This is a genomic window from Roseovarius sp. MBR-6 (assembly GCF_040547525.1).
Classification (GTDB): domain Bacteria; phylum Pseudomonadota; class Alphaproteobacteria; order Rhodobacterales; family Rhodobacteraceae; genus Roseovarius.
This window is the reverse complement of record NZ_JBEPPW010000006.1, coordinates 181,275-202,801: the sequence shown is the minus strand read 5'-3', so window position 1 is coordinate 202,801 and position 21,527 is coordinate 181,275. Positions and strand designations below refer to the sequence as shown.

Here is a 21,527-nt window from a genome sequence, read left to right as displayed (position 1 = left end):
CAGCACATTGACCATCCGGGGAGAGCCGCCCATGGCCGAATTTCAGAAAATCCTGATTGCCAACCGTGGCGAGATTGCCATTCGCGTGATGCGCGCGGCCAATGAAATGGGCAAGAAGACCGTTGCGGTCTTTGCCGAGGAGGACAAGCTCGGGCTGCACCGGTTCAAGGCGGACGAGGCTTACCGCATCGGCGAGGGGCTGGGGCCGGTCGCGGCCTATCTCTCGATCGAGGAAATGATCCGGGTGGCAAAGCTCTCGGGGGCGGATGCGATCCATCCCGGCTATGGCCTTCTGTCCGAGAACCCCGCCTTTGTCGATGCCTGCGACGCGGCGGGCATCACCTTCATCGGCCCCAAGGCCGAGACCATGCGCGCGCTTGGCGACAAGGCCAGCGCGCGACGCGTGGCCGTCGAGGCGGGCGTGCCGGTCATTCCGGCCACCGAGGTGCTGGGCGATGACATGGACGAGATCCGGCGCGAGGCCGCCGAGGTCGGCTATCCGCTCATGCTCAAGGCCAGCTGGGGCGGCGGCGGGCGCGGGATGCGCCCCATCGAGACCGAAAGCGAGCTTGAGGACAAGGTCCGCGAGGGCCGCCGCGAGGCCGAGGCCGCCTTCGGCAATGGCGAGGGCTATCTGGAAAAGATGATCCTGCGCGCGCGCCATGTCGAGGTGCAGATCCTTGGCGACAAGCATGGCAACATGTACCACCTCTTTGAGCGGGATTGCTCGGTGCAGCGGCGCAACCAGAAGGTCGTGGAGCGCGCGCCCGCCCCCTATCTTTCGGAGGCGCAGCGCGAGGAGATCTGCCAGCTTGGCTATAAGATCTGCAAACATGTGAATTACGAATGCGCGGGCACCGTCGAGTTCCTGATGGATATGGACACCGGCAAGTTCTACTTCATCGAGGTCAACCCCCGCGTGCAGGTCGAGCATACCGTGACCGAAGAGGTCACCGGCATCGACATCGTGCAGGCGCAGATCAAGATCGCCGAGGGCAAGACGCTGATGGAGGCCACCGGCAAGGCCAGCCAATACGACATCACGCTCAACGGTCACGCGCTGCAAACCCGGATCACCACAGAGGACCCGCTCAACAATTTCATCCCCGATTACGGCCGGATCACCGCCTATCGCAGCGCCACCGGCATGGGCATCCGGCTCGATGGCGGCACCGCTTACGCGGGCGGCGTGATCACGCGCTACTATGACAGCCTGTTGACCAAGGTCACGGCCAAGGCCCCCACGCCCGAGGCCGCGATTGCCCGGATGGACCGCGCCCTGCGCGAGTTCCGCATCCGGGGCGTGAGCACGAATATCGCCTTCGTCGAGAACCTGCTCAAGCATCCGACCTTCCTCAGCAACCAGTACACGACAAAGTTCATCGACACGACGCCGGAACTTTTCATCTTCACCAAGCGGCGCGACCGGGGCACGCGGGTGCTGACCTACATCGCCGACATCACGGTAAACGGTCATCCCGAGGTCGAGGGGCGCGCGCGCCCGCCCGCAGATCTAAAGCTGCCGCGCGCGCCGCGTCCGGCCAATGCCACCATCACCGACGGCCCGAAACAGATCCTCGAACGCGACGGCGCGCAGGCCGTGGCGGACTGGATGGCGGCGCAGAACCAGCTTTTGATCACCGACACCACGATGCGCGACAGCCATCAGTCGCTGTTGGCCACGCGGATGCGCTCGATCGACATGATCGGCATCGCACCCAATTACGCCCATGACCTGCCCGGCCTTTTCTCGGTGGAATGCTGGGGCGGGGCGACCTTTGACGTGGCCTACCGGTTCCTTGACGAATGCCCCTGGCAACGCCTGCGTGACATCCGCGCGGCCATGCCCAACCTGCTGACGCAGATGCTGCTGCGCGGCTCCAACGGGGTGGGCTATACCAACTATCCCGACAATGTGGTCACGGCCTTCGTCAAACAGGCGGCCGAGAGCGGCGTCGATATCTTCCGCGTCTTCGATCCGCTGAACTGGGCCGAGAACATGCGCGTGTCGATGGATGCGGTGCTCGCCTCGGGCAAGGTGCTGGAGGCCGCGATCTGCTACACCGGTGATATTCTGAATCCGGCGCGGTCCAAGTATGACCTCAAATATTACCTCTCCATGGCCAGGGAACTGAAGGCGGCGGGCACGCATATCCTCTGCATCAAGGATATGGGCGGGTTGATGAAACCCGCGACCGCCAGCGTGCTCTTCCGCGCGCTCAAGGAGGAGGTGGGCCTGCCGCTGCATTTCCATACCCATGACACGGCGGGCATTGCTGGGGCGACGATCCTTGCCGCCTCGGATGCGGGCGTGGATGCGGTCGATTGCGCGATGGACGCGCTCTCGGGCAACACAAGCCAGGCGACGCTTGGCACGATTGTCGAGGCGCTGCGCCACACGCCGCGCGACACGGGCCTCGATATCGACGCGATCCGGCAAATCTCGAACTACTGGGAATCAGTGCGCAACCACTACGCCGCCTTCGAAAGCGGGATGCAGTCGCCCACCTCTGAAGTCTATCTGCACGAGATGCCCGGCGGGCAGTTCACCAACCTCAAGGCGCAGGCGCGCTCGATGGGAATGGAGGACCGCTGGCACGACATCGCGCGCACCTATGCCGATGTGAACCGGATGTTCGGCGACGTGATCAAGGTGACGCCGATTGCCAAGACCGTGGGCGATCTGGCGCTGATGATGGTCAGCCAGGGCCTGACCTGCGAGGACGTGCTCGACCCCAGGACCGAGGTCAGTTTCCCCGACAGCGTGGTGACGCTGATGAAGGGCTATGTCGGTCAGGCCCCCGGCGGATTTCCCCCCGCCATCGTCAAGAAGGTGCTCAAGGGCGAGGACCCCATCACCGTGCGCCCCGGCACGCTTTTGCCGCCCGAGGATCTGGAGGCGCGCCACGCCGAACTGGTCGAACGGTTCGGCGAGAAGATCGACAACGAGGACCTGATGGGCAGCCTCATGTATCCCAAGGTCTTTGCCGATTACATGGAGCGGCACGCGGTCAACGGCCCCGTGCGCACCCTGCCCACGCGGACCTTCTTTTACGGGATGGCACCGGGCGAGGAGATCACCGCCGAAATCGACCCCGGCAAGACGCTGGAAATCCGCCTGATCGCCGTGGGCGAGACGCAAGAGGATGGCGAGGCGCGGGTGTTCTTCGAACTGAACGGCCAGCCCCGCACCGTGCGCGTGCCCGACCGCCGGATCAAGAGCACCGTCGCCGCCCGGCCCAAGGCCGAGCCGGGCAACCCGAGCCATATCGGCGCGCCGATGCCGGGTGCCGTGGCCACGGTCGCGGTCAAGGCGGGGCAAGCGGTCAAGACCGGCGATCTGCTTGTGACCATCGAGGCGATGAAGATGGAAACCGGCCTGCACGCCGAACGCGACGCCACCGTCAAGGCGGTGCATGTCCAGCCCGGCAACCAGATCGACGCCAAGGATCTTCTGGTGGAACTGGAATAACCGCTCACGGCCTGACCCGAGGGTCTCCGACCGCAAGAGATCCTCGGGACAAGCCCGGGGATGACGACAGGACCGACGGGTGACGCCTTTGCAAAAAGCCCGGTCATCCCCGGAGCAGACACCAAGGTATCCACCCCACTCGCTGACACTGACGGGTCACGCCCGAGGATGACAGCCCCTTGGTGAAACCGCTTTTGCAAGCCTGTCAATTCGGCAATGGTGCGGGCGTGTTTCCTTGTCGCGGACCGGCCCATGCAAAAGATCATCGTCTTCACCGACATTCACCTTGTGCCCGAGGGCGAGACCATCATCGGTCTCGATCCGTTCGCGCGCTTTACCCTCGGGCTGGCGCATGCCCTTGACCGGCACCGCGACGCGGAGCGGGTCGTGCTGTGCGGCGACCTCACCCATGGGGCGGCCCCGGAGGAATACGCGCGGCTCTGCACCGCGCTTGCGGCCTGCCCCCTGCCCGTCTCGCTGATGCTGGGCAATCACGACCGCCGCGCGCCCTTCCTTGCCGCCTTTCCCGAGGCGGCGCGGATGGAGACCGGCCACATCCAGCATGTCATCGACCTGCCCGGCTATCGGCTGGTCTGCCTCGACACGCTCGATGAGGCGGCCGCGGATGCCCATTCCGGCTGGCTCTGCGCCGCGCGTCTCGACTGGCTTGATACCGCGCTGCGCGAGGCGGGCGACCGGCGCGTGATCGTCTTTACCCATCACCCGCCGATCGAGACCGGCTTCAGGGGCATGGACCGGATCGGGCTCAGGAACCGCGCCGCCCTGATCCACCGCCTGCGGGCATCGGGACGGGTGGCGCAGGTCGTCTCGGGGCATATCCACCGCACGATCCAGGGGTCGGCGGGTGGCATTCCCGTAGCGATCCTCAAGAGCCCCTGCCACCAGATGCCCATGACGCTTGGTGATCACGACCCGAGCCTGTCCATCGACGAGCCGGGTGCCTATGGCCTTCTGCTGCTGACCGACGCGGGCGTGGTCGTGCATACCGAGGATTTCGGCCTGCCCGACGCCCGGCCCGCCACCTACGGCTAGGGCCGCACCCGCCGAGGCCGGTTTTCCATCGCCGGGCACTCGGGCTTTGACCTTTGGGGAAAATGCCCCATGATTGAACTTTGCTGAGGTCCGGAGCGCCCGCCGTGCCGGACAAGGGAGGACAGACCATGTGCCGCATATTCGCCGGGCAGGACCCGGACCGCTATACGCAAGAGACCCGCCGGATGCGCCTGAATGGCCAGAGCACCAGCATCCGGCTGGAAAAATCGTTCTGGGGGATTCTGGATGACATCGCCGCGAGCGAGGGGCTGAGCACCCCTGCCTTCGTGTCGAAACTGCATGCCGAAGTTCTCGAACTCCATGGCGAGCCAGCCAATTTCACCTCGCTTCTGCGCTGCTCCTGCCTTGTGCATCTGGAGAACCCGCTTGACGCGGAGACGCGGCAGATGGCGGCGGAGTGAGCCTTTTCCGGGCGTAGTAACCCCTTACTACCCGCCCTGTTCCGCGCATTGGTAAACTCTCCGGACCAGTTGCAACATCCGGGGGCAGGCATGGCCAAAGCCATTCACAGCATGATTCGCGTTCTCGACGAGGGGCGTTCGGTCGATTTCTACCGGCGCGCCTTTGGTCTTGAGGTGGCGCAGCGGCTCGATTTCGAGAAATTCACGCTGCTCTACCTGTCCAATCCGCAAGCCGCGTTCGAGCTGGAACTGACCGTCAACAAGGGCCGGACCGAGCCTTATGACCTGGGCGACGGCTATGGCCATATGGCCTTCGTCGTCGAGGATCTGGAGGCCGAGCACGCGCGCTTTATCGCCGAGGGGCTTGCCCCGCGCAAGATCGTGTCCTTCGCCCCCGATGGCGAGGTGATCGCCAAATTCTTCTTCGTGGCCGATCCCGATGGCTACGAAATCGAGGTGCTGGAGCGCGGAGGGCGCTACCAGTGAACAGCCCGGCGCGGCCCCATGGGTCGCGCCGTTTTCTTTGGGAGGAGAAAACATGACGCAGACAAGCGCCCGCAAGGGCATGACACGGCGCGCCTTGCTCGCGCGCTCGATGGCGGCGGGGGCATCGCTTGTGGTGGGCGCGGGTTTCGTCGCCGGGGCCAACGGGGCCTGGGCGCTCGAGACGCAGGCGCTGCGCCCCGAAACCATGGCGACGCTCATCCAGATGGCGCGCGACATCTACCCGCATGACCATGTGGCGGATGAATATTACGTGATCGCCGTCAAGGGCTATGACACGCCCGAAACCGCCCCCGCCATCGAGGCGGGCATCGCGGGGCTGAACGCGGCGGCGCAGGGCCGCGGCCATGCCGATTACCTCAGCATCGGGTGGGAGCGTGACCGCGTCGATATCCTGCGCGGCATCGAGGAAAGCGCGTTCTTTCAGCAGATCCGCGGTGGCCTTGTGACCGGCCTTTACAACCAAAAGGCGGTCTGGCCGCTCTTTGGCTATGAGGGCGAGTCCTACAGCCAGGGCGGCTATATCGACCGCGGCTTCGACGACATCACCTGGCTCTGAGCCATAGCCATCAAGGGAGGAACGACTATGGCTGCACCATTTGAGCATAACGACGACACGGTGATCGTCGTCATCGGCACCGGCGCGGGCGGCGGCGTGCTGTCCAACGAACTGGCGCAACGCGGCGTGTCCGTGGTGGCGCTGGAAGCGGGCGGGCGCTACCTGCCCGAGGATTACATCAACGACGAATGGGAAAGCTTTGGCCAACTGGCCTGGCTGGACCCGCGCACCACGTCGGGCGACTGGCGCGTGGCGCGCGATTTTTCCGGGCTTCCGGCGTGGATCGTCAAGGCCGTGGGCGGCACCACGACCCATTGGGCGGGCGCGTCGATCCGCTTTCAGGAGCATGAGTGGAAGGCCGCGACGACCTATGGCCCGGTGCAGGGCGCGAACCTGCTGGACTGGCCGATTGATGGCGCGGAAATGGCGCCGTGGTATGACAAGGCCGAGAAGAAGCTGGGCGTGACCCGCACCAACGGGATTCCGGGCCTGCCGGGGAACAACAATTACAAGGTGTTCGAGGCGGGCGCCAAGGCGCTTGGCTACAAGGAAGTCCACACCGGCCGCATGGCGATCAACAGCCAGGACTATGACGGACGCATGGCGTGCCAGCAGACGGGTTTCTGTTTCCAAGGCTGCAAATGGGGCGCGAAATGGTCGGCGGCCTATACCGACATCCCGCAAGGCGAGGCCACCGGCAATCTCGAGGTGCGCGAGCGCGCGCATGTGGCCCGCATCCTGCATGATGATCAGGGCCGCGTGACGGGCGTCGAGTATTTCGACGAGGCGGGGAACCTTCAGATGCAGAAGGCGCGCGCGGTCTGCGTTGCGGGCAACAGTTTCGAATCGCCCCGTCTGCTGCTCAATTCCGCCTCGTCCATGTTCCCTGACGGGCTTGCCAATTCCTCGGGTCAGGTCGGGCGCAACTACATGCGGCACATGACCGGCTCGGTTTACGGCGTGTTCGACAAGCCGGTGAAGATGTGGCGCGGCACCACGATGGCCGGGATCATCCAGGACGAGGCGCGGCACGATCCCTCGCGCGGCTTCGTCGGCGGTTATGAATTGGAAACCTTGGCGCTTGGCCTGCCCTTCATGGCGGCGTTTCTTGATCCGGGCGGATGGGGGCGCGAATTCACCACCGCGCTCGATTCCTACGAGAACATGGCCGGCATGTGGATCGTGGGCGAGGACATGCCGCAGGAAACCAACCGCGTCACCCTCAACCATGCGGTCAAGGATCAATACGGCCTGCCGGTGGCGAATGTGCATTTCGACGATCACCCCAACGACATCGCGATGCGCAACCACGCCTATGCGCGCGGCGCGGCGGTCTATGATGCGGTGGGGGCCACGCGCACCCTGCCGACGCCGCCCTATCCCTCGACGCATAACCTTGGCACCAACCGCATGTCGGAAAACCCGCGCGACGGGGTGGTGAACAAATGGGGCCAGACCCATGACATTCCCAACCTCTTCGTCTCGGACGGCTCGCAATTCACCACCGGGGCGGCGGAGAACCCGACCCTGACGATCGTGGCGCTTGCCATCCGGCAGGCGGATCACATCGCCGGTGAACTCTCACGCGGCACCCTCTGACAAGAGGCCTGCGTTTCCCCCGGCGGCTTCCTCTCCCCGAGACCGCCGGGGGAATGTCTACCGCGCTTCCTGCGCATGACGGCACAGCCGCGCGGCGTGATGCGCCACCCGCACCAGCCAGCGCAGGGCATCGGTGCGCGCGAATACCTCTGCCACGGGCACAAGCCCCGCATGTTCGCGCAAGAGCACGCCCCGCCGGTAGCGCCGCTCGCGCCGCTCGACGAGCCGCGCCAGCGGCTCGCGCATCCGGTCCCGGTCAAGCGCGGCGGCAAGGGCCGCCACATCACGCCCAAGCCGCGCCTCCTGCCGCAGCGTGGCGATACGGTCGCGCTGCCCGCAGCGGTCCAGAAGCCGCTGAAAATGGTCGATCTGATGGAGGAGCGCGGCATAGCGCGCGGCCTCGTCGGCGCGGTCGGGCGCGATGCGCACCTGTGCAAGGAACGCCCCGAGCGCGGCCACCGCCGCGCCCCCCTGCACCGCGACCGAGGCGAGCGCGCGCAGATCGCCCTCGGGGCCGATCGCACGGGCGAGCGCGACAAAGAGCGCGCGGCGCAGCCGGTCGGCCACTGCCTGCGCGGCATCGAGTGCCGCCCCCTCATCGGCCAGAAGCCGCCGGTCCAGCCCCTCGGCCAGCGGCACGGCGCGTTCCGGGACCAGCCGCGCAACCAGCGCGGCAAAGCGCGGGGTCAGCGGCAGGAAGACCGCCGCGCCGAGCAGGTTGAACCCGGTATGAAACAGCACCAGAGCCGTCTGGTCATCCCCACCCAGCCATGTGCCATGCAGCAGCGGCGCAACCAGATCGAGCAGCGGAAACGCCAGCGCCGCCGTGCCCAGATTGAAGAGCAGATTGGCCAGCGCCGTCATCCGCATCGCCCGCCCGCCGCCAAGCGAGGCCAAAAGGCCCGTCGCCGTGGTGCCCATGTTGAAGCCGATGACCAGCGCCGCCGCCTGCGCGAAGCCAAGCGCACCCGCGCCCAGAAGCACCAGAACCAGCGCCATCGCCGCCGAGGAGGACTGGATCAGCGCCACGATCCCCGCGCCCATCAGAATGAGCAGAAGCCGCCCGCCCCAGCCGTCTGCGCCGTCTGCGGGCAGCACCTCGGGGGTGAGCCACGCGCCAAGCCCGCCCGTGGCCGCCTGCATCATGTCCAGCCCGATGAACAGCAGACAAAACCCGGCCAGACCCCGCCCCGCCCGCGCCACCCGCCCGCGGCCCAGCAGGATCAGCATGGCGGCGACAAAAAGCACCGGTAGCGCCAATGTGCCCAGCTTGAGCTTCAACCCCAGCACCATGACGATCCAGCCGGTCACGGTGGTGCCGATATTGGCCCCGTAAAGCACGCCAAGCGATTGCACGAAGCCCAGAAGCCCCGCGCCGACCGCGCCGATGGTGATGAGCGAAACGGCGGAGGAGGACTGGATCACAGCCGTCGCCACCGCCCCCGTGGCCACCCCCCGCAGGGGCGAGGCGGTGAGCGTGGCCAATGCTTGCCGAAATCCGCGCCCCGCAACTTCACGCAGCGCGCCGGTCATGATCTCCATGCCCAGAAGAAACAGCCCGACCCCGCCAAGCCCGGTCAGAATATCGCCCGTCATCGTCGCCGCCCCCCGATGTCACGCGAGGATGCGGCGCGCTGGCGGGATTGGCAAGCGGGCGCGGCTCAGCCCTTGGGCAGGTAGGGGATGCCGCCCGCCGCGTCGGTGTCGTCGATCACCCAGAAATGCCCCTCGCTGCCCGCCTGCCGGGCGCGGGCCAAGGGTGCGTATTCGGGATCGCTGCCAAAGGCCTTCGCCGCCTCGAGCGAGGGAAATTCGATCAGCGCGATCAGGGTGGTATCGGGCGCGTTGCCCTCCAGCGTGGTGATGTTGGCGCTGCGCGACAGATAGCGCCCGCCATGTTTTGCCGCGATGTCGTGGGTCCTGGCCGCGTATTCGGGCACCCAACTGTCCTCGGCCACCTTGACCTGAGCGATGAGATAGACGGGCATGGCTGTCCTCCTGTTGCGGGCGCTCCTCCCGAGGCCCCACGCGAGCCTAGCACGGAAAACCCGTCCGCGCCCGACACAGACTTTGGTCGCAAGCCCATGCCGGGATTTTCTGCGCGCACCGCGATTTTCCTCTTGCGGCGCGGCGCGAGGCTTTGTATCTCACGCCTCACCCAAGGACGCGGGCGTAGCTCAGGGGTAGAGCATTACCTTGCCAAGGTAAGGGTCGAGAGTTCGAATCTCTTCGCCCGCTCCATTTTCCAGATTTTTCTACGAAAATGGGGCGCCGTCCGGGGTGCGCGCGGGCCTCTTCCCTTGCCGCGCGGCGCGCAGTATAGAGCGCGCAACGCCAGCCGGAGGCCCCATGCGCAGCGCAACCATCACCCGCAAGACCGCCGAGACCGATATCAGCGTGGAAATTGCGCTCGATGGGTCGGGCCGTTACGACAACCGCACCGGCGTCGGCTTTTTCGATCACATGCTGGACCAGTTGGCGCGGCATTCGCTGATCGACATGACCATCCGCTGCGCGGGCGATCTGCATATCGACGATCACCACACGGTCGAGGATGTGGGCATCGCCCTCGGGCAGGCGCTGGCCCACGCGCTTGGCGACAAGCGCGGCATCCGCCGTTACGGGGCCTGCCTTCTGCCGATGGATGACGCGCTGGTGCGCGCGGCGCTCGATCTCTCGGGGCGGCCTTATCTCGTGTGGAACGTGGCCCTGCCCACGGCCAAGATAGGCACGTTCGACACGGAACTTGTGCGCGAGTTCTTTCAGGCGCTGAGCACCCATGGCGGCATCACCCTTCATGTCGAGGCGCTCGCGGGCATCAACAGCCACCACATCGCCGAAGCCGCGTTCAAGGCCGTGGCGCGCAGCTTGCGCGAGGCGGTCGAGAGCGATCCGCGCAAATCCGACGCGATCCCCTCGACCAAGGGCAGTCTCTGAGCGCAGCCCGAAAAGTGGATGCCGGTTTTCGGAACAAGCTGCGCGACAAAGGATAAAGCCATGACCACCGTCATCGTCGATTACGAGAGCGGCAACCTGCACTCGGCGGAAAAGGCGTTTCAGCGCATGGCGCAGGAGACCGGCGCGGGCGATGTGATCGTGACCGCCGACCCCGAGGTGATCCGGCGCGCCGCCCGCATCGTGCTGCCGGGAGACGGGGCATTCCCGGCCTGCCGCGCGGCGCTGTTTGACCATCGCGGCGTCTATGAGGCCATCGACGAGGCGGTGCGCAGCCATGGCCGCCCGTTCCTTGGCATCTGCATCGGGATGCAGATGCTGGCCACGCGCGGGCTGGAATATACCGAGACCCCCGGTTTCGACTGGATCGGCGGCACGGTCGCGCATATTGCCCCCACCGACCCTGCGCTCAAGGTGCCGCATATGGGCTGGAACGATCTGGTGATCGACCATGCCCATCCGGTTCTGGGCGGGATCGAAACCGGCGATCACGCCTATTTCGTCCATTCCTTCCACTTCGAGGTCGCCGACCCCGCGCATCGCCTCGCGCATGTCGAGTATGGCGGCGCGATAACCGCCATTGTCGGGCGCGACACGATGCTGGGCACCCAGTTCCACCCCGAGAAGAGCCAGGCCACCGGGCTGCGTCTCATTGCCAATTTTCTGGCGTGGCGGCCCTGAGCGATCAGCTCTCCCAGAGGCGCGGCTCGGCCATTTCAATGGAATTGCCCGCCGGGTCGCGGAAATAGACCGAGCGCGCGCCACCGGGCCAACGGAAATCGGCCTCGATCGCCACCCCCGCCGCCTCGAGCCGGGTGCGCCAGCGATCGAGGGCTGGCCCCTCGACGGCAAAACAGAAATGCCCCGGCCCTTGCGCACCATGCGGTGGCACGGGCAGAGCGGGACTGTCGGGCGGCTTGGCCGTCTCATCGGGGTTGAAGATCAGCAGAACGCCCGCGCCCACGCGGTAGAACACATGGCGCGCCCCCACCCGCACGATCCGTTCGAGACCAAGCAAGCCGCCGTAGAACGCCTCGGCGGCGTCGAGATCGCAGGCGTAGAGCGCGGCCTCAAGGATGGCGGCGGGAGGGGGCAGGACATCATCCGTCATGACCCGAGTGTGCCGCAGCCCCGCCCCCCTTGTCAAAGCGCGCGGCTTTATTTCGCCCGCTGCCAGGTGCCGCCATCGCGGCAGATGCCCATCACGCAGCCGCTGACCTTGAGCGTATCACCATTGAGTTGCAGCTTGGAATTGTAGGTCTTGCCGCGATCCGGGCTGTAGACCTTGCCCTTGTAGGCCCCGCCGCCGGTAGGCACCGTTTCGGAGATGATGTTGCGCCCGATATTCTCGCTTGCGATCTCCTGCCCGGCGGAATTGTAGGACTTGACCAGCTTGCCGCAAATCGCGCTGCCGCAAGGGGCTACCTGAATCAGACCGGAATTGCCGTTGTCGTCGGCGGCCGTGCGCCACATGCCCAGAAGCGGCTCTGCCATGGCCGAGCCTGCCCCAAGGCTCAGAACCGCCGTGATCATCAGAAACTTGCGCATGTCGTTGTCCTCCCTGACTGCTGCGGCAAATCCTCTGACAGCGGGCGCGTTGAAATCAAGTCTGACGTTGGGTCGCGGCGGGTCGCGTTGCAAATCCCGCGCGGGCGTGCATAACCGCGCAGAGCAGACAGGAAAGGTGCGCCGATGATCCTCTACCCCGCCATCGACCTCAAGGACGGACGCGCCGTGCGCCTTCTGCGCGGCGACATGGAACAGGCCACCGTCTTCAACGAGGACCCCGCAGCGCAGGCGTTGGAGTTTGTCGCGGCGGGCTGCGAATGGCTGCATCTGGTGGATCTCAACGGGGCCTTCGCCGGGGCACCGGTCAATGCCGCGCCGGTCGAGGCGATCCTCGCGGCCTGCAAGGTGCCCGCGCAGCTTGGCGGCGGCATCCGCGACATGGCCACGATTGAGCGGTGGCTCGACCGGGGGCTGGCGCGGGTGATCCTCGGGACCGTGGCGGTGGAGAACCCGGCCCTCGTGCGCGAGGCGGCGCGCGCCTTTCCGGGGCAGGTGGCGGTCGGGATCGACGCGCGAGGCGGTCGCGTGGCCACCAAGGGCTGGGCCGAGGAGACTGATGTGGACGCCACCGATCTGGCCAAATCCTTCGAGGATGCCGGGGTGGCCGCGATCATATATACCGACATCAACCGCGACGGCGCGATGCAGGGGCCGAATGTCGAGGCCACGGCAGCGCTAGCGCGGGCGGTGTCTATCCCGGTAATCGCCTCGGGCGGCGTCTCGTCGCTCGAGGATCTCATTGCGCTGCGCGATACCGGCGTCATCGCGGGCGCGATCTCGGGTCGCGCGCTCTATGACGGGGCGCTTGACCTGCGTGCGGCGGTGGCCGCCCTGATGGAGTGAAGCGATGGCACTGCGCGCACTCTATGCGGTCCTTGTGCTTGGCATAGCGATTTGCGCAGCCCCGCTGCTGTCGGTGATCTGGGCTGAGGCGTTCGCCCGACGCCATGGCTGCACCCTTCACGAGGGATTCACCAACCCTTGCGTCGTCAATGGCCACGATTGGGGCGACACGCTTTACACGGCCTTCGTGGCGGGCTGGCTGATGCTGCTGACGCTCCCGGTCGGCGCGATCCTGTTGCTCGTCCTCATCATCACGGGCGGGCTGCATATGTGGCGACGCCGCCGCCGGTAAGAGCGCCGCGAAGGTCCCGGAGGTGCCGTGCGATCAGCGCCCGGCTACTCGACAGCGGCAGCGGTGAGTTTGCCCAGCGCGCCGGTCATCATCTTGAGATACGGCGCATCATCGGAAATCTTCAGGTCGGCGAACATGTCTTCGGGGTCTTGATAGGCGAGCCACACCTGCCCCTCGGCATCCTCATAAACCAGCACCCGCAGCGGCAGAAAGAGGCCCGCGCGCGGATCGTCCTGCATCGCCGCCGTGCCCATCTTCGGGTTGCCGAAGATCAGCAGTTGCGATGGCGCGAGCGCCATATCCACGCTCGCCGCCCCAGCGGCGTGATCGACGCGGGCGAATACCGTGGCCCCGGCCCCCGTCACCGCCGACTCGAGCCGGTCCATGGTGGCGGGCACATCTGCCCCGGCGCGGAGCTTGATGATGTCGTCATCGCCCGCAACTGCGGGCAACGCCGCCAGGGTGATCGCCACCGCGCTCAGAAATCGTCTCATGAAACCCTCCGTCAATGATCGATGCGAATCTGCGTCGCATCCTCTGGCATCCTGACGGATTTGCCCATAGAAACCGTGACACTGTCACCAAACCCGGCGAACCCATGCTCAAGACCCGCATCATCCCCTGCCTCGACGTGGCCGACGGGCGCGTGGTCAAGGGTGTCAACTTTGTCGATCTGCGCGACGCGGGCGATCCGGTCGATGCCGCGCGCGCCTATGATGCGGCGGGCGCGGATGAGCTGTGTTTTCTGGACATTCACGCCACGCACGAAAATCGCGGCACCATGTTCGACGTGGTGCGCCGCACCGCCGAGGCCTGTTATATCCCGCTCACCGTGGGCGGCGGCGTGCGCTCGCCCGAGGACGTGCGCGCGCTGCTGCTGGCGGGGGCCGACAAGGTCAGCTTCAACTCGGCGGCGGTGGCCGATCCGGATGTCGTGGCCCGCGCCGCCGACCGGTTCGGCAGCCAATGCATCGTGGTGGCCATCGACGCCAAGACAGTCAGTCCCCCTGCGCCCCTCCGGGGCGACCCCGGCAAATGGGAGATCTTCACCCATGGCGGGCGCAAACCCACCGGGATCGACGCGGTGGACTTTGCCCGGCTTGTGGCCAGCAAAGGCGCGGGCGAAATCCTGCTCACCTCAATGGACCGCGACGGGACAAGGACGGGATTCAACATCCCGCTGACCCGCGCCATCGCCGATGCGGTGGATATCCCCGTGATTGCCTCGGGTGGCGTCGGCACGCTTGACCACCTTGTCGAGGGCGTGACCGAGGGCCATGCCTCTGCCGTTCTCGCCGCGTCGATCTTTCACTTCGGCACCTACACCATCGCCGAGGCCAAGGCGCATATGGCCGCCGCAGGCATCCCGATGAGGCTGGCGGCATGACACTCGACGATCTCGCGCGCATCATCGCCGCCCGCGCACAAGCCGCCCCCGATGAAAGCTGGACCGCCAAGCTTCTGGCCAAAGGCCCCGAGAAATGCGCCGAGAAATTCGGCGAAGAGGCCGTCGAGGCCATCATCGAGGCGGTGAAGGGCGACCGCGACCGCCTGACATCAGAGGCGGCGGATGTGCTCTTTCACCTGCTGGTCATGCTGCACTCGCGCGATGTGGCGCTGGTTGACGTGATGGCGGAACTGGCGCGCCGACAGGGCACCTCCGGCCTCTCCGAAAAAGCCTCCCGTTCGAAAGACTGAGCTGATGATCCGTCATATCGTGTTCTTCTCCGCCGCCAATCCCGAGGACGTGGATCGCATCCGCGAGGGGCTGATGATGCTGGCGGATATTCCCCATGCCCGCCATTTCGAGGTTGGCCGCAACCTGCAAAGCGATGCCATCGCGGGCGCACGTGTCGATCTTGTGGTTTATGCCGAGTTCGCGGACGAGGCGGCCCTTGCCGCCTACAAGGCGCACCCGATCTATGCCGAGTGCATCGCTCTGGTGCGGCCCCTGCGCGACCAGCGTATCGCCGCCGATTTCAAATCCGGCTGAGCGGCGGTCGCCGGGAATTTTTTCGAGAAAAAATTCCGGCCCAAGAAAATTCGCGAATTTTCTTGGGGGTCGCCTCTCAGGCAATTGCTCCGAGCACGTCCTCGACCGCCTTTGCCACGCGCAACAGCCGCTCTTCTTGAAACGGCTTGCCGCACAGCAACAGGCCACAGGATGGAACGCCCGTGGGCAACGTCACGGCGCAAAGCCCCATCAGGTTGCCGACGCGGGTGTTGCGCAGCGTGAGCAGGTTCTCGGTCACGTAATACTCGCCCCCCTCCATCAGCCGCTCGCGGTCGGGCGGCAGGTTGGGGGAGGCGGGCATCAGCACCGCATCATAGCCCGCGACCCGCGCATGCCAGACCGCGCGCAGGCTCTCCAGTTTCTGCCATGCGGCGACGTAATCGGCGGCGGAAATCTCTCGCCCGCCCCGGAACCGCTCCAGAATCGGCGCGAACATCTTGTCGGGGGCGGCCTCGATCACCTCCCGCCAGAGGCCGTAAGCCTCACCTGTGAAGAGCGCCGGGGAAAGCGGCATGGCCTCGGCCACTTCGGGCGCGTCGATCTCCTCGATCACGGCTCCGGCGGCGCGCAGGCGCGCGACCGCCCCGGCATGGGCCGCCTCGGGTGTCTCGCGCAGATCATCGAGCACGGTGGTGGTGAGCGCCGCAAACCGCACCCCGCGAAGCGACGCGCCGCGCAGATCGGCGGGCTTGCCGCCTTCGAGCGCGGCGAGCATCAGGGCCGCGTCCTCGACCGAGCGGGCAAGCGGCCCGACCGTGTCGAACCTCAGGCAGAGCGGCACCACCCCGTTGAGCGACACCCGCGTGGCCGTGGTCTTGAGCCCCACAAGATCGTTCCACGCCGAAGGAATGCGCACCGAGCCCCCCGTATCCGAGCCGATCCCGCAGGCCGCCAGACCGAAGGCCACGCTTGCCGCCGCCCCCGAGGACGAGCCGCCCGGCACGGCAGCGGGGTCATTGACGCAAGGCGGGGTGGCGGTGATCGGGTTCAGGCCAAGGCCGGAAAAGGCCAGTTCGCTCATATGGGTCTTTCCCAGACACACCAGCCCCGCCGCCGTGGCATTGCGCAACACCTCTGCATCGCGGTCGGGCACGCGCCCCTTGAGCAGGGCCGATCCGGCCTCTGTCGCCACGCCGGCACTGTCGAAAAGGTCTTTCCAGCTGATCGGCACGCCATCGAGCGGGCCGCGCCGCTGCCCCGACGTCGCACGCGCCGCCGCTGCTGCCGCCTCGGCGCGGGCACGATCCTCGGTCACGGCGCTGTAGATCGCGTCGCGCAGCGGATGCGCGCTGATCGCCGCAAGATAGGTGTCGGTCAGCGCCTCCGGGTCGATTGCGCCGCCTTCGATCCCGCGTCCCAGATCGGCCGCGCTCATGGTAAGCCAGTCCTGCATGTCCATCCTCCCGCTTTGCCCCCTTGCTAGCGGCACGAGAGCGCATGGACAATCCCGCGCGCGCGGCCATATTGAGCAGCATGGAAAAGACGCGTGATCTTCTCATTGTCGGCGGCGGCCTGAACGGCCCTGCCCTTGCGCTGGCCGCAGCGACGGCGGGGCTTACCAGCACCGTGATCGACGCGCTGCCCGCGCCGGTGCGCGAGGCGGGCGATTTCGACGGGCGCGCCTATGCGCTGGCGCTCTCATCGGTGCGGCTCTTGCGCAATCTCGGGGTCTGGGAGCGGGTGGCCGGGAACGCGCAGCCGATGCTGGAAATCAAGGTCTCGGACGGGCGCGCGGGCGAGGGGCCTGCCCCCTTTTTCCTGCATTTCGATCATGCCGAGATCGAGGAAGGCCCGATGGGCCACATGCTCGAGGACCGCTTTCTGCGCCGCGCGCTGATCGACGCGATGCAGGAGGCACCCGGGATCACGCAGCTTTCGGGCGAAGAGGTTGTGGCGCAGGAGGTCAGCCCGCAAGGTGTCCTGCTCTCGCTTGCCTCGGGCAAGTCGCTTTGCGGGCGCGTGCTCATCGGGGCGGACGGGCGCGGTTCGGGCACCGCCGCGCGGGCCGGTATCCGGCGCACCGGCTGGGGCTATGGCCAGACCGCGCTGGTCGCCGCCATCGAGCACGCGCTGCCCCATCACGGCATCGCGCATCAGTTCTTCATGCCGCCCGGCCCGCTGGCGATCCTGCCGCTGCCGGGCAATGTCAGCTCCATCGTCTGGAGCGAGACCGACGAGACCGCCGCGCGGTTCGCGGCCCTGCCCGATGACGCCTTCATGGAGGTGTTGCGCCCGCGCTTCGGCGATTTCCTGGGCGAGATCACGCTGCGCGGCAAACGCTACACCTATCCGCTCAACCTCACCTTCGCCAACAGCTTCGTGGCGGACCGTCTCGCGCTCATCGGCGACGCCGCTCACGGGATGCACCCCATTGCCGGACAGGGCCTCAATGCCGGGCTGCGCGACGTGGCGGCGCTGGCGCAGGTGCTGGGCGAGGCCACCCGCCGGGGCGAGGAGATCGGCGCGCCCGACGTGCTGGCCCGCTACCAGCAATGGCGGCGCTTCGACACGGCCACGCTGGCGCTGGCAACGGACCTTACCAACCGGCTCTTTTCCAATGACAATCCCTTCCTGCGCGCTGCGCGCGACCTTGGCATGGGGGCCATCTCGCAACTGCCTGCCCTGCGTCGCGGCTTCATCCGCGAGGCGGCGGGGCTCACGGGCGACTTGCCCGCGCTGATGAAGGGCTGACACCCCTCCTGACGCCGTGCCTTGACGCCATGGGGCGAAATGCCCACTGTCCGCGCGATCTTTGCCCCGAGGAGCCGACATGGCCGCAACGCCCCCCCCTTTTGCCCCGTTTGAGTGGATGATCGCCTGGCGCTACCTGCGCGCGCGCCGCGCCGAGGGCGGCGTCAGCGTGATGACCTGGATCAGCCTTGTCGGGATCACGCTGGCGGTCTTTGCGCTGATTGCCACGCTGTCGGTGCGCTCGGGGTTTCGCGCGGAATTCGTCGATACCATCCTTGGGGCCAATGCCCATGCCACCCTCTATCAGGCCGGGACGGCCGACCCGCTGACCGGGCGCGTCGACCGCACCATTGCCGAGTATGAGGCGATGGCCGAGAGGCTGCGCGCGGTCGAGGGCGTCACCCGCGCGGCACCGCTCGTGAAGGGGCAGGTCATGGCCACGGCGAACGGGCGCAACGCGGGCGTGCAGGTCTTCGGCATCGACCCGGCGGACCTGCTGACCATCCCGCGCGTGGCCGACCCCGAGACCGGGCGCGGCGATATCGCGCGGTTCGATGAGGGCATCGCCATAGGCAGCGGCGTGGCGCAGGAACTGGGCCTGTCGCTGGGCGACCGTATCCGCCTCATCTCGCCCGACGGGGTCAAGACGCCGCTCGGCACAAGCCCCCGGATCAACGCCTATGACGTGACCTATATCTTCTCCGCCGGGCGCTACGATATCGACCGGGTGCGCGTCTACATGCCCTTTGCCGAGGCACAGAGCTATTTCAACCGCGACGGGCGCGCCGACGAGATCGAGGTCATGGTGCGCGACCCCGAGCGGGTGGACGACATGATCCCGGCGCTCTTGCGCGCGGGCGGCGACCGGGCGCTGGTCTGGACATGGCAGGATTCGAGCGGATCGTTCCTGCGCGCGCTCGAGGTGGAGGATAACGTGATGTTCGTGATCCTCTCGATCCTCGTGCTGATCGCCACGCTCAATATCACCTCCGGCCTTGTGATGCTGGTCAAGAACAAGGGGCGCGATATCGGCATCCTGCGCACCATGGGCCTCAGCGAAGGCTCGATCCTGCGGGTGTTCTTCATCTGCGGAGCCTTCACGGGCCTGATCGGCACGGCGGCGGGGGTGATCCTTGGCTGTCTTTTCGCCCTCTATATCGACCCGATTTTTGCGTTCGTGAACATGATGATGGGCGGGCAGGTCTGGGATCCGTCGATCCGGGGGATCTATCACCTGCCCGCGAAATTGCAGGCGGGCGATGTGCTCACGGCCGTGGCGCTGTCGCTTGGCCTGAGCTTCGTGGTCACGCTCTTCCCGGCGCGGCGCGCGGCGCGGATGAACCCGGTGGAGGCGCTGCGTTATGAGTGATCCGATGCTGCGCCTCGCGGGTGTCGAGAAGGGCTATAACCGGGGTCGCGTGGGAGAAGTCCTCGTGCTCCAGGGCGTGGATCTCGAGGTGCAGCGCGGCGAGATGGTCGCGCTCGTGGCCCCCTCGGGCGCGGGCAAATCGACACTTCTGCACATCGCCGGGCTGCTCGACAGCGCCGATAGCGGCACGGTCGGGATCGGCGGCAAGGATGTCACCGCCCTTGGCGAGCGTCGCCGCACGGCGGTCCGGCGGCGCGAGGTGGGCTTTGTCTATCAGTTCCACCACCTTTTGCCGGAGTTCACGGCGCTGGAGAACATCGTGCTGCCGCAGCTGGCCGATGGCGTGGCGCGCGCCGAGGCCGAGACGCGCGCGCGGGCGTTGCTGGCGGAGGTGGGCGTCGCCGCGCGCGCCGGTCACCGGCCTGCGGCCATGTCGGGGGGCGAGCAGCAAAGGGTGGCCTTCTGCCGGGCGCTGGCGAACCGTCCGGGGCTGTTGCTGGCCGATGAGCCGACCGGCAATCTCGATCCCGGCACCGCCGATCAGGTCTTTGCCGCGCTCGAGCGGCTGGTGCGCAATGAAGGGCTGGCGGCGCTGATCGCCACGCATAACCTCGAGCTTGCGGCGCGGATGGATCGCGTGGTGCGGCTCGATCAGGGGCGGGTGGTGTAAGGCCGCCGCCCCGCCAAGGGGGCGGCGACGGATTGCTCAGGCGGTGACGGCAAGTTCGGTCATCATGCCGGTGGCGAGATGGCCCATGTGGTGACAATGCAGCATCCACGGCGCCGCCTCGCCCGCGTCAAAGGCGATGGTCACCATGCTCATCGGCGGCACCTGCACGGTATCGCGCAGCGCGCCCGAGAGCCGCGTCATGCCAAGCCCCACCACCTGAAACGCATGGCCGTGCAGATGCATCGGATGCGCCATCATCGACATGTTGTGGAAGGTGAGTTCGACACGCTCGCCGCTGCGGGCGGGAATCGGCGCGTGAGTGCCATAGGCCTGGCCATTGATGGTCCAAAGATAGGGGCTCATCGCGCCGCCCAGCATCACATGCTGGCTGCGGTCTGCCGCGCGGTCGGGCAGAGGCGCAAGCGCCCGCAGCGCGGCCTCCTGCGTGAGGTCGGTCGAGGCGGGGGGATGATCGGCCTCCGACAGGCCCGCGATGCGGGGGATCTCCGCGCCCCTGGGGGCAAGGATGAGGCCGGTGCGCTCGCGCGCGCCCTCACGCAGGGCCAGCACCGGCAGGGCGGTGCCGTCGCCGGGCAGGTCGATCTCGATATCGAGCCGCTGGCCCGGTGCGATGGCAAAGCGCGCGGCGGCATGGGGCTGGCACGCATCGCCATCGGTGGCGACAAGCCGCCCGGTCACAGCACCAAGATCGAGCCAGTAAACGGTCATCGAAGAGGCGTTGATCGCGCGCAGACGCACCCGCCCGCCGCGCTCGACGGCGATCACCTCGGGGTCGTCAAGCGTGCGGTCATTGGCAAGATAAGCGTCGAAATCAAAGTCGTTGAGGTCCATCGCCATTGCCCCCATACCGCCCATGCCCCCCATCATGCCCTGCATGCCCGCCATGCCCGGCATCGCCCCGTGACCCATGGCCGGGGCTGCGCCATGCCCGCCACCATCCCCGCCCGTGACCTCTGCCAGAATCTCCTCGGGTGTGCTGAACGAGAAATCGTGCAGGAACAGCACCACCTCCTGCCGGTCCTCGGCCAGATCGGCACCGGAGCGCACGACGAGCGGCGCGGCGAGCAGGCCGATTTCCTGCGCCGGGATGTGGCTGTGCATCCAGAACGTGCCGGGGCGGGGCGCGAAATCAAAGGCGCGCGTCTCACCCGGCGACAGCATCGGGTTGGTATTGGGCACGCCGTCCTGCGCATTGGGCGGGATCTGACCGTGCCAGTGGATAATCGTCTCATGGGCGAGGTCATTGATCAGATCGACACGAAACCGTTCGTTCGGATCAAGGACGAGGCCGAGTCGGCCGGCGTCATCGACTAGGCCCATGACAGTGGCGGCACGGCCCTGCACCTCGATGGTGCGGGTGGTGGCGGTCAGGCGGCGCGCGCCTGATGCGGCACGGACACGGGCAGGCAGAAGAAGGGCCGCAGATGCGGCGGTTGACGCGGCAAGAAAGCCGCGACGCGAAAGGAGGGTCATTGGAATTTCTCCGAAAACAGG

General features: G+C 66.8%; 23 protein-coding genes and 1 tRNA gene. 17 read left to right on the top strand and 7 right to left on the bottom strand.

Features of this window, described 5'->3' with window-relative positions; translation table 11 throughout:
* Positions 1-31 precede the first annotated feature (31 nt).
* From pyc to ABIE57_RS10410, 6 genes are all read left to right on the top strand, one after another.
* Positions 32-3,472 (top strand): pyruvate carboxylase, encoded by a 3,441-nt coding sequence (pyc, locus tag ABIE57_RS10435; protein WP_354538954.1) that lies wholly within the window; start codon positions 32-34, stop codon positions 3,470-3,472.
* A 252-nt stretch (positions 3,473-3,724) separates the two neighbouring features.
* Positions 3,725-4,525 (top strand): phosphodiesterase, encoded by an 801-nt coding sequence (locus ABIE57_RS10430; protein ID WP_354538953.1) that lies wholly within the window; start codon positions 3,725-3,727, stop codon positions 4,523-4,525.
* A 128-nt stretch (positions 4,526-4,653) separates the two neighbouring features.
* Positions 4,654-4,947, top strand: a complete 294-nt coding sequence (locus tag ABIE57_RS10425) for a ribbon-helix-helix domain-containing protein (protein ID WP_354538952.1) — start codon at positions 4,654-4,656, stop codon at positions 4,945-4,947.
* Positions 4,948-5,037: 90 nt separating this feature from the next.
* Positions 5,038-5,433 (top strand): VOC family protein, encoded by a 396-nt coding sequence (locus tag ABIE57_RS10420; RefSeq protein WP_354538951.1) that lies wholly within the window; start codon positions 5,038-5,040, stop codon positions 5,431-5,433.
* Between the two features lie 52 nt (positions 5,434-5,485).
* A complete protein-coding gene (locus ABIE57_RS10415) occupies positions 5,486-6,010 on the top strand; it encodes a Twin-arginine translocation pathway signal (protein ID WP_354538950.1) in 525 nt (174 codons plus the stop codon).
* 27 nt (positions 6,011-6,037) lie between these two features.
* On the top strand, positions 6,038-7,609 hold the full coding sequence (locus ABIE57_RS10410; protein ID WP_354538949.1) for a GMC family oxidoreductase: 1,572 nt from the start codon (positions 6,038-6,040) through the stop codon (positions 7,607-7,609).
* Positions 7,610-7,666: 57 nt separating this feature from the next.
* Here the strand turns inward: ABIE57_RS10410 and ABIE57_RS10405 are convergent, their stop codons facing one another.
* The gene (locus ABIE57_RS10405) at positions 7,667-9,205 is read right to left on the bottom strand and encodes a Na/Pi cotransporter family protein (protein WP_354538948.1); all 1,539 of its coding nucleotides are present in this window, start codon (positions 9,203-9,205) and stop codon (positions 7,667-7,669) included.
* A 65-nt stretch (positions 9,206-9,270) separates the two neighbouring features.
* Entirely contained in the window at positions 9,271-9,597 is a 327-nt protein-coding gene (locus tag ABIE57_RS10400) for a DUF1330 domain-containing protein (protein WP_354538947.1), read from the bottom strand.
* Between the two features lie 178 nt (positions 9,598-9,775).
* On the opposite strand from ABIE57_RS10400, the gene ABIE57_RS10395 reads away from it, so the two are divergent.
* From ABIE57_RS10395 to hisH, 3 genes are all read left to right on the top strand, one after another.
* A tRNA-Gly gene (locus tag ABIE57_RS10395) sits at positions 9,776-9,850 on the top strand.
* A 108-nt stretch (positions 9,851-9,958) separates the two neighbouring features.
* Positions 9,959-10,546, top strand: coding sequence for an imidazoleglycerol-phosphate dehydratase HisB (gene hisB, locus ABIE57_RS10390; protein WP_354538946.1), 588 nt, complete (start codon positions 9,959-9,961; stop codon positions 10,544-10,546).
* Between the two features lie 60 nt (positions 10,547-10,606).
* Positions 10,607-11,245, top strand: coding sequence for an imidazole glycerol phosphate synthase subunit HisH (gene hisH, locus ABIE57_RS10385; protein ID WP_354538945.1), 639 nt, complete (start codon positions 10,607-10,609; stop codon positions 11,243-11,245).
* 4 nt (positions 11,246-11,249) lie between these two features.
* On the opposite strand, the gene ABIE57_RS10380 is transcribed toward hisH, so the two are convergent.
* Entirely contained in the window at positions 11,250-11,675 is a 426-nt protein-coding gene (locus tag ABIE57_RS10380; protein WP_354538944.1) for a VOC family protein, read from the bottom strand.
* 47 nt (positions 11,676-11,722) lie between these two features.
* Positions 11,723-12,112, bottom strand: coding sequence for a DUF2147 domain-containing protein (locus ABIE57_RS10375; protein WP_354538943.1), 390 nt, complete (start codon positions 12,110-12,112; stop codon positions 11,723-11,725).
* A 144-nt stretch (positions 12,113-12,256) separates the two neighbouring features.
* Here ABIE57_RS10375 and hisA point away from each other — a divergent pair, with 144 nt between their 5' ends.
* Both hisA and ABIE57_RS10365 read left to right on the top strand, forming a co-directional pair.
* Positions 12,257-12,976 carry a 1-(5-phosphoribosyl)-5-[(5-phosphoribosylamino)methylideneamino]imidazole-4-carboxamide isomerase gene (hisA, locus tag ABIE57_RS10370; RefSeq protein ID WP_354538942.1) on the top strand — a complete coding sequence of 240 codons (720 nt, stop codon included), beginning with the start codon at positions 12,257-12,259 and terminating at the stop codon, positions 12,974-12,976.
* A 4-nt stretch (positions 12,977-12,980) separates the two neighbouring features.
* On the top strand, positions 12,981-13,268 hold the full coding sequence (locus tag ABIE57_RS10365) for a hypothetical protein (RefSeq protein ID WP_354538941.1): 288 nt from the start codon (positions 12,981-12,983) through the stop codon (positions 13,266-13,268).
* A 44-nt stretch (positions 13,269-13,312) separates the two neighbouring features.
* Here the strand turns inward: ABIE57_RS10365 and ABIE57_RS10360 are convergent, their stop codons facing one another.
* Positions 13,313-13,762, bottom strand: a complete 450-nt coding sequence (locus ABIE57_RS10360; protein ID WP_354538940.1) for a DUF302 domain-containing protein — start codon at positions 13,760-13,762, stop codon at positions 13,313-13,315.
* A 104-nt stretch (positions 13,763-13,866) separates the two neighbouring features.
* On the opposite strand from ABIE57_RS10360, the gene hisF reads away from it, so the two are divergent.
* The 3 genes from hisF to ABIE57_RS10345 are packed head-to-tail and all read left to right on the top strand — an operon-like array spanning position 13,867 to position 15,261.
* A complete protein-coding gene (gene hisF, locus ABIE57_RS10355) occupies positions 13,867-14,655 on the top strand; it encodes an imidazole glycerol phosphate synthase subunit HisF (protein WP_354538978.1) in 789 nt (262 codons plus the stop codon).
* Complete coding sequence (locus tag ABIE57_RS10350; RefSeq protein WP_354538939.1) at positions 14,652-14,966, top strand: phosphoribosyl-ATP diphosphatase; 315 nt, start codon at positions 14,652-14,654, stop codon at positions 14,964-14,966. Before hisF ends, ABIE57_RS10350 begins: the two co-directional genes overlap by 4 nt.
* Positions 14,967-14,970: 4 nt before the next feature.
* On the top strand, positions 14,971-15,261 hold the full coding sequence (locus tag ABIE57_RS10345; RefSeq protein WP_354538938.1) for a Dabb family protein: 291 nt from the start codon (positions 14,971-14,973) through the stop codon (positions 15,259-15,261).
* Positions 15,262-15,337: 76 nt separating this feature from the next.
* Here ABIE57_RS10345 and ABIE57_RS10340 read toward each other — a convergent pair whose 3' ends face one another.
* Positions 15,338-16,675 carry an amidase gene (locus ABIE57_RS10340; RefSeq protein ID WP_354538937.1) on the bottom strand — a complete coding sequence of 446 codons (1,338 nt, stop codon included), beginning with the start codon at positions 16,673-16,675 and terminating at the stop codon, positions 15,338-15,340.
* Between the two features lie 44 nt (positions 16,676-16,719).
* On the opposite strand from ABIE57_RS10340, the gene ABIE57_RS10335 reads away from it, so the two are divergent.
* From ABIE57_RS10335 to ABIE57_RS10325, 3 genes are all read left to right on the top strand, one after another.
* A complete protein-coding gene (locus ABIE57_RS10335; protein WP_354538936.1) occupies positions 16,720-17,973 on the top strand; it encodes a UbiH/UbiF/VisC/COQ6 family ubiquinone biosynthesis hydroxylase in 1,254 nt (417 codons plus the stop codon).
* Between the two features lie 79 nt (positions 17,974-18,052).
* Positions 18,053-19,342 (top strand): lipoprotein-releasing ABC transporter permease subunit, encoded by a 1,290-nt coding sequence (locus ABIE57_RS10330; protein WP_354538935.1) that lies wholly within the window; start codon positions 18,053-18,055, stop codon positions 19,340-19,342.
* On the top strand, positions 19,335-20,012 hold the full coding sequence (locus ABIE57_RS10325; protein ID WP_354538934.1) for an ABC transporter ATP-binding protein: 678 nt from the start codon (positions 19,335-19,337) through the stop codon (positions 20,010-20,012). Before ABIE57_RS10330 ends, ABIE57_RS10325 begins: the two co-directional genes overlap by 8 nt.
* A gap of 36 nt (positions 20,013-20,048) precedes the next feature.
* Here ABIE57_RS10325 and ABIE57_RS10320 read toward each other — a convergent pair whose 3' ends face one another.
* Positions 20,049-21,506, bottom strand: coding sequence for a multicopper oxidase family protein (locus tag ABIE57_RS10320; protein WP_354538933.1), 1,458 nt, complete (start codon positions 21,504-21,506; stop codon positions 20,049-20,051).
* Between the last annotated feature and the right edge of the window lie 21 nt (positions 21,507-21,527).

Excerpts from the sequence above, each read along its gene's own strand:
- pyc (WP_354538954.1), top strand. The coding sequence starts at position 32 with ATGGCCGAATTTCAGAAAATCCTGATTGCCAACCGTGGCGAGATTGCC.
- ABIE57_RS10430 (WP_354538953.1), top strand. The coding sequence starts at position 3,725 with ATGCAAAAGATCATCGTCTTCACCGACATTCACCTTGTGCCCGAGGGC.
- ABIE57_RS10425 (WP_354538952.1), top strand. The coding sequence starts at position 4,654 with ATGTGCCGCATATTCGCCGGGCAGGACCCGGACCGCTATACGCAAGAG.
- ABIE57_RS10420 (WP_354538951.1), top strand. The coding sequence starts at position 5,038 with ATGGCCAAAGCCATTCACAGCATGATTCGCGTTCTCGACGAGGGGCGT.
- ABIE57_RS10415 (WP_354538950.1), top strand. The coding sequence starts at position 5,486 with ATGACGCAGACAAGCGCCCGCAAGGGCATGACACGGCGCGCCTTGCTC.
- ABIE57_RS10410 (WP_354538949.1), top strand. The coding sequence starts at position 6,038 with ATGGCTGCACCATTTGAGCATAACGACGACACGGTGATCGTCGTCATC.
- ABIE57_RS10405 (WP_354538948.1), bottom strand. The coding sequence starts at position 9,205 with ATGACGGGCGATATTCTGACCGGGCTTGGCGGGGTCGGGCTGTTTCTT.
- ABIE57_RS10400 (WP_354538947.1), bottom strand. The coding sequence starts at position 9,597 with ATGCCCGTCTATCTCATCGCTCAGGTCAAGGTGGCCGAGGACAGTTGG.
- hisB (WP_354538946.1), top strand. The coding sequence starts at position 9,959 with ATGCGCAGCGCAACCATCACCCGCAAGACCGCCGAGACCGATATCAGC.
- hisH (WP_354538945.1), top strand. The coding sequence starts at position 10,607 with ATGACCACCGTCATCGTCGATTACGAGAGCGGCAACCTGCACTCGGCG.
- ABIE57_RS10380 (WP_354538944.1), bottom strand. The coding sequence starts at position 11,675 with ATGACGGATGATGTCCTGCCCCCTCCCGCCGCCATCCTTGAGGCCGCG.
- ABIE57_RS10375 (WP_354538943.1), bottom strand. The coding sequence starts at position 12,112 with ATGCGCAAGTTTCTGATGATCACGGCGGTTCTGAGCCTTGGGGCAGGC.
- hisA (WP_354538942.1), top strand. The coding sequence starts at position 12,257 with ATGATCCTCTACCCCGCCATCGACCTCAAGGACGGACGCGCCGTGCGC.
- ABIE57_RS10365 (WP_354538941.1), top strand. The coding sequence starts at position 12,981 with ATGGCACTGCGCGCACTCTATGCGGTCCTTGTGCTTGGCATAGCGATT.
- ABIE57_RS10360 (WP_354538940.1), bottom strand. The coding sequence starts at position 13,762 with ATGAGACGATTTCTGAGCGCGGTGGCGATCACCCTGGCGGCGTTGCCC.
- hisF (WP_354538978.1), top strand. The coding sequence starts at position 13,867 with ATGCTCAAGACCCGCATCATCCCCTGCCTCGACGTGGCCGACGGGCGC.
- ABIE57_RS10350 (WP_354538939.1), top strand. The coding sequence starts at position 14,652 with ATGACACTCGACGATCTCGCGCGCATCATCGCCGCCCGCGCACAAGCC.
- ABIE57_RS10345 (WP_354538938.1), top strand. The coding sequence starts at position 14,971 with ATGATCCGTCATATCGTGTTCTTCTCCGCCGCCAATCCCGAGGACGTG.
- ABIE57_RS10340 (WP_354538937.1), bottom strand. The coding sequence starts at position 16,675 with ATGCAGGACTGGCTTACCATGAGCGCGGCCGATCTGGGACGCGGGATC.
- ABIE57_RS10335 (WP_354538936.1), top strand. The coding sequence starts at position 16,720 with ATGGACAATCCCGCGCGCGCGGCCATATTGAGCAGCATGGAAAAGACG.
- ABIE57_RS10330 (WP_354538935.1), top strand. The coding sequence starts at position 18,053 with ATGGCCGCAACGCCCCCCCCTTTTGCCCCGTTTGAGTGGATGATCGCC.
- ABIE57_RS10325 (WP_354538934.1), top strand. The coding sequence starts at position 19,335 with ATGAGTGATCCGATGCTGCGCCTCGCGGGTGTCGAGAAGGGCTATAAC.
- ABIE57_RS10320 (WP_354538933.1), bottom strand. The coding sequence starts at position 21,506 with ATGACCCTCCTTTCGCGTCGCGGCTTTCTTGCCGCGTCAACCGCCGCA.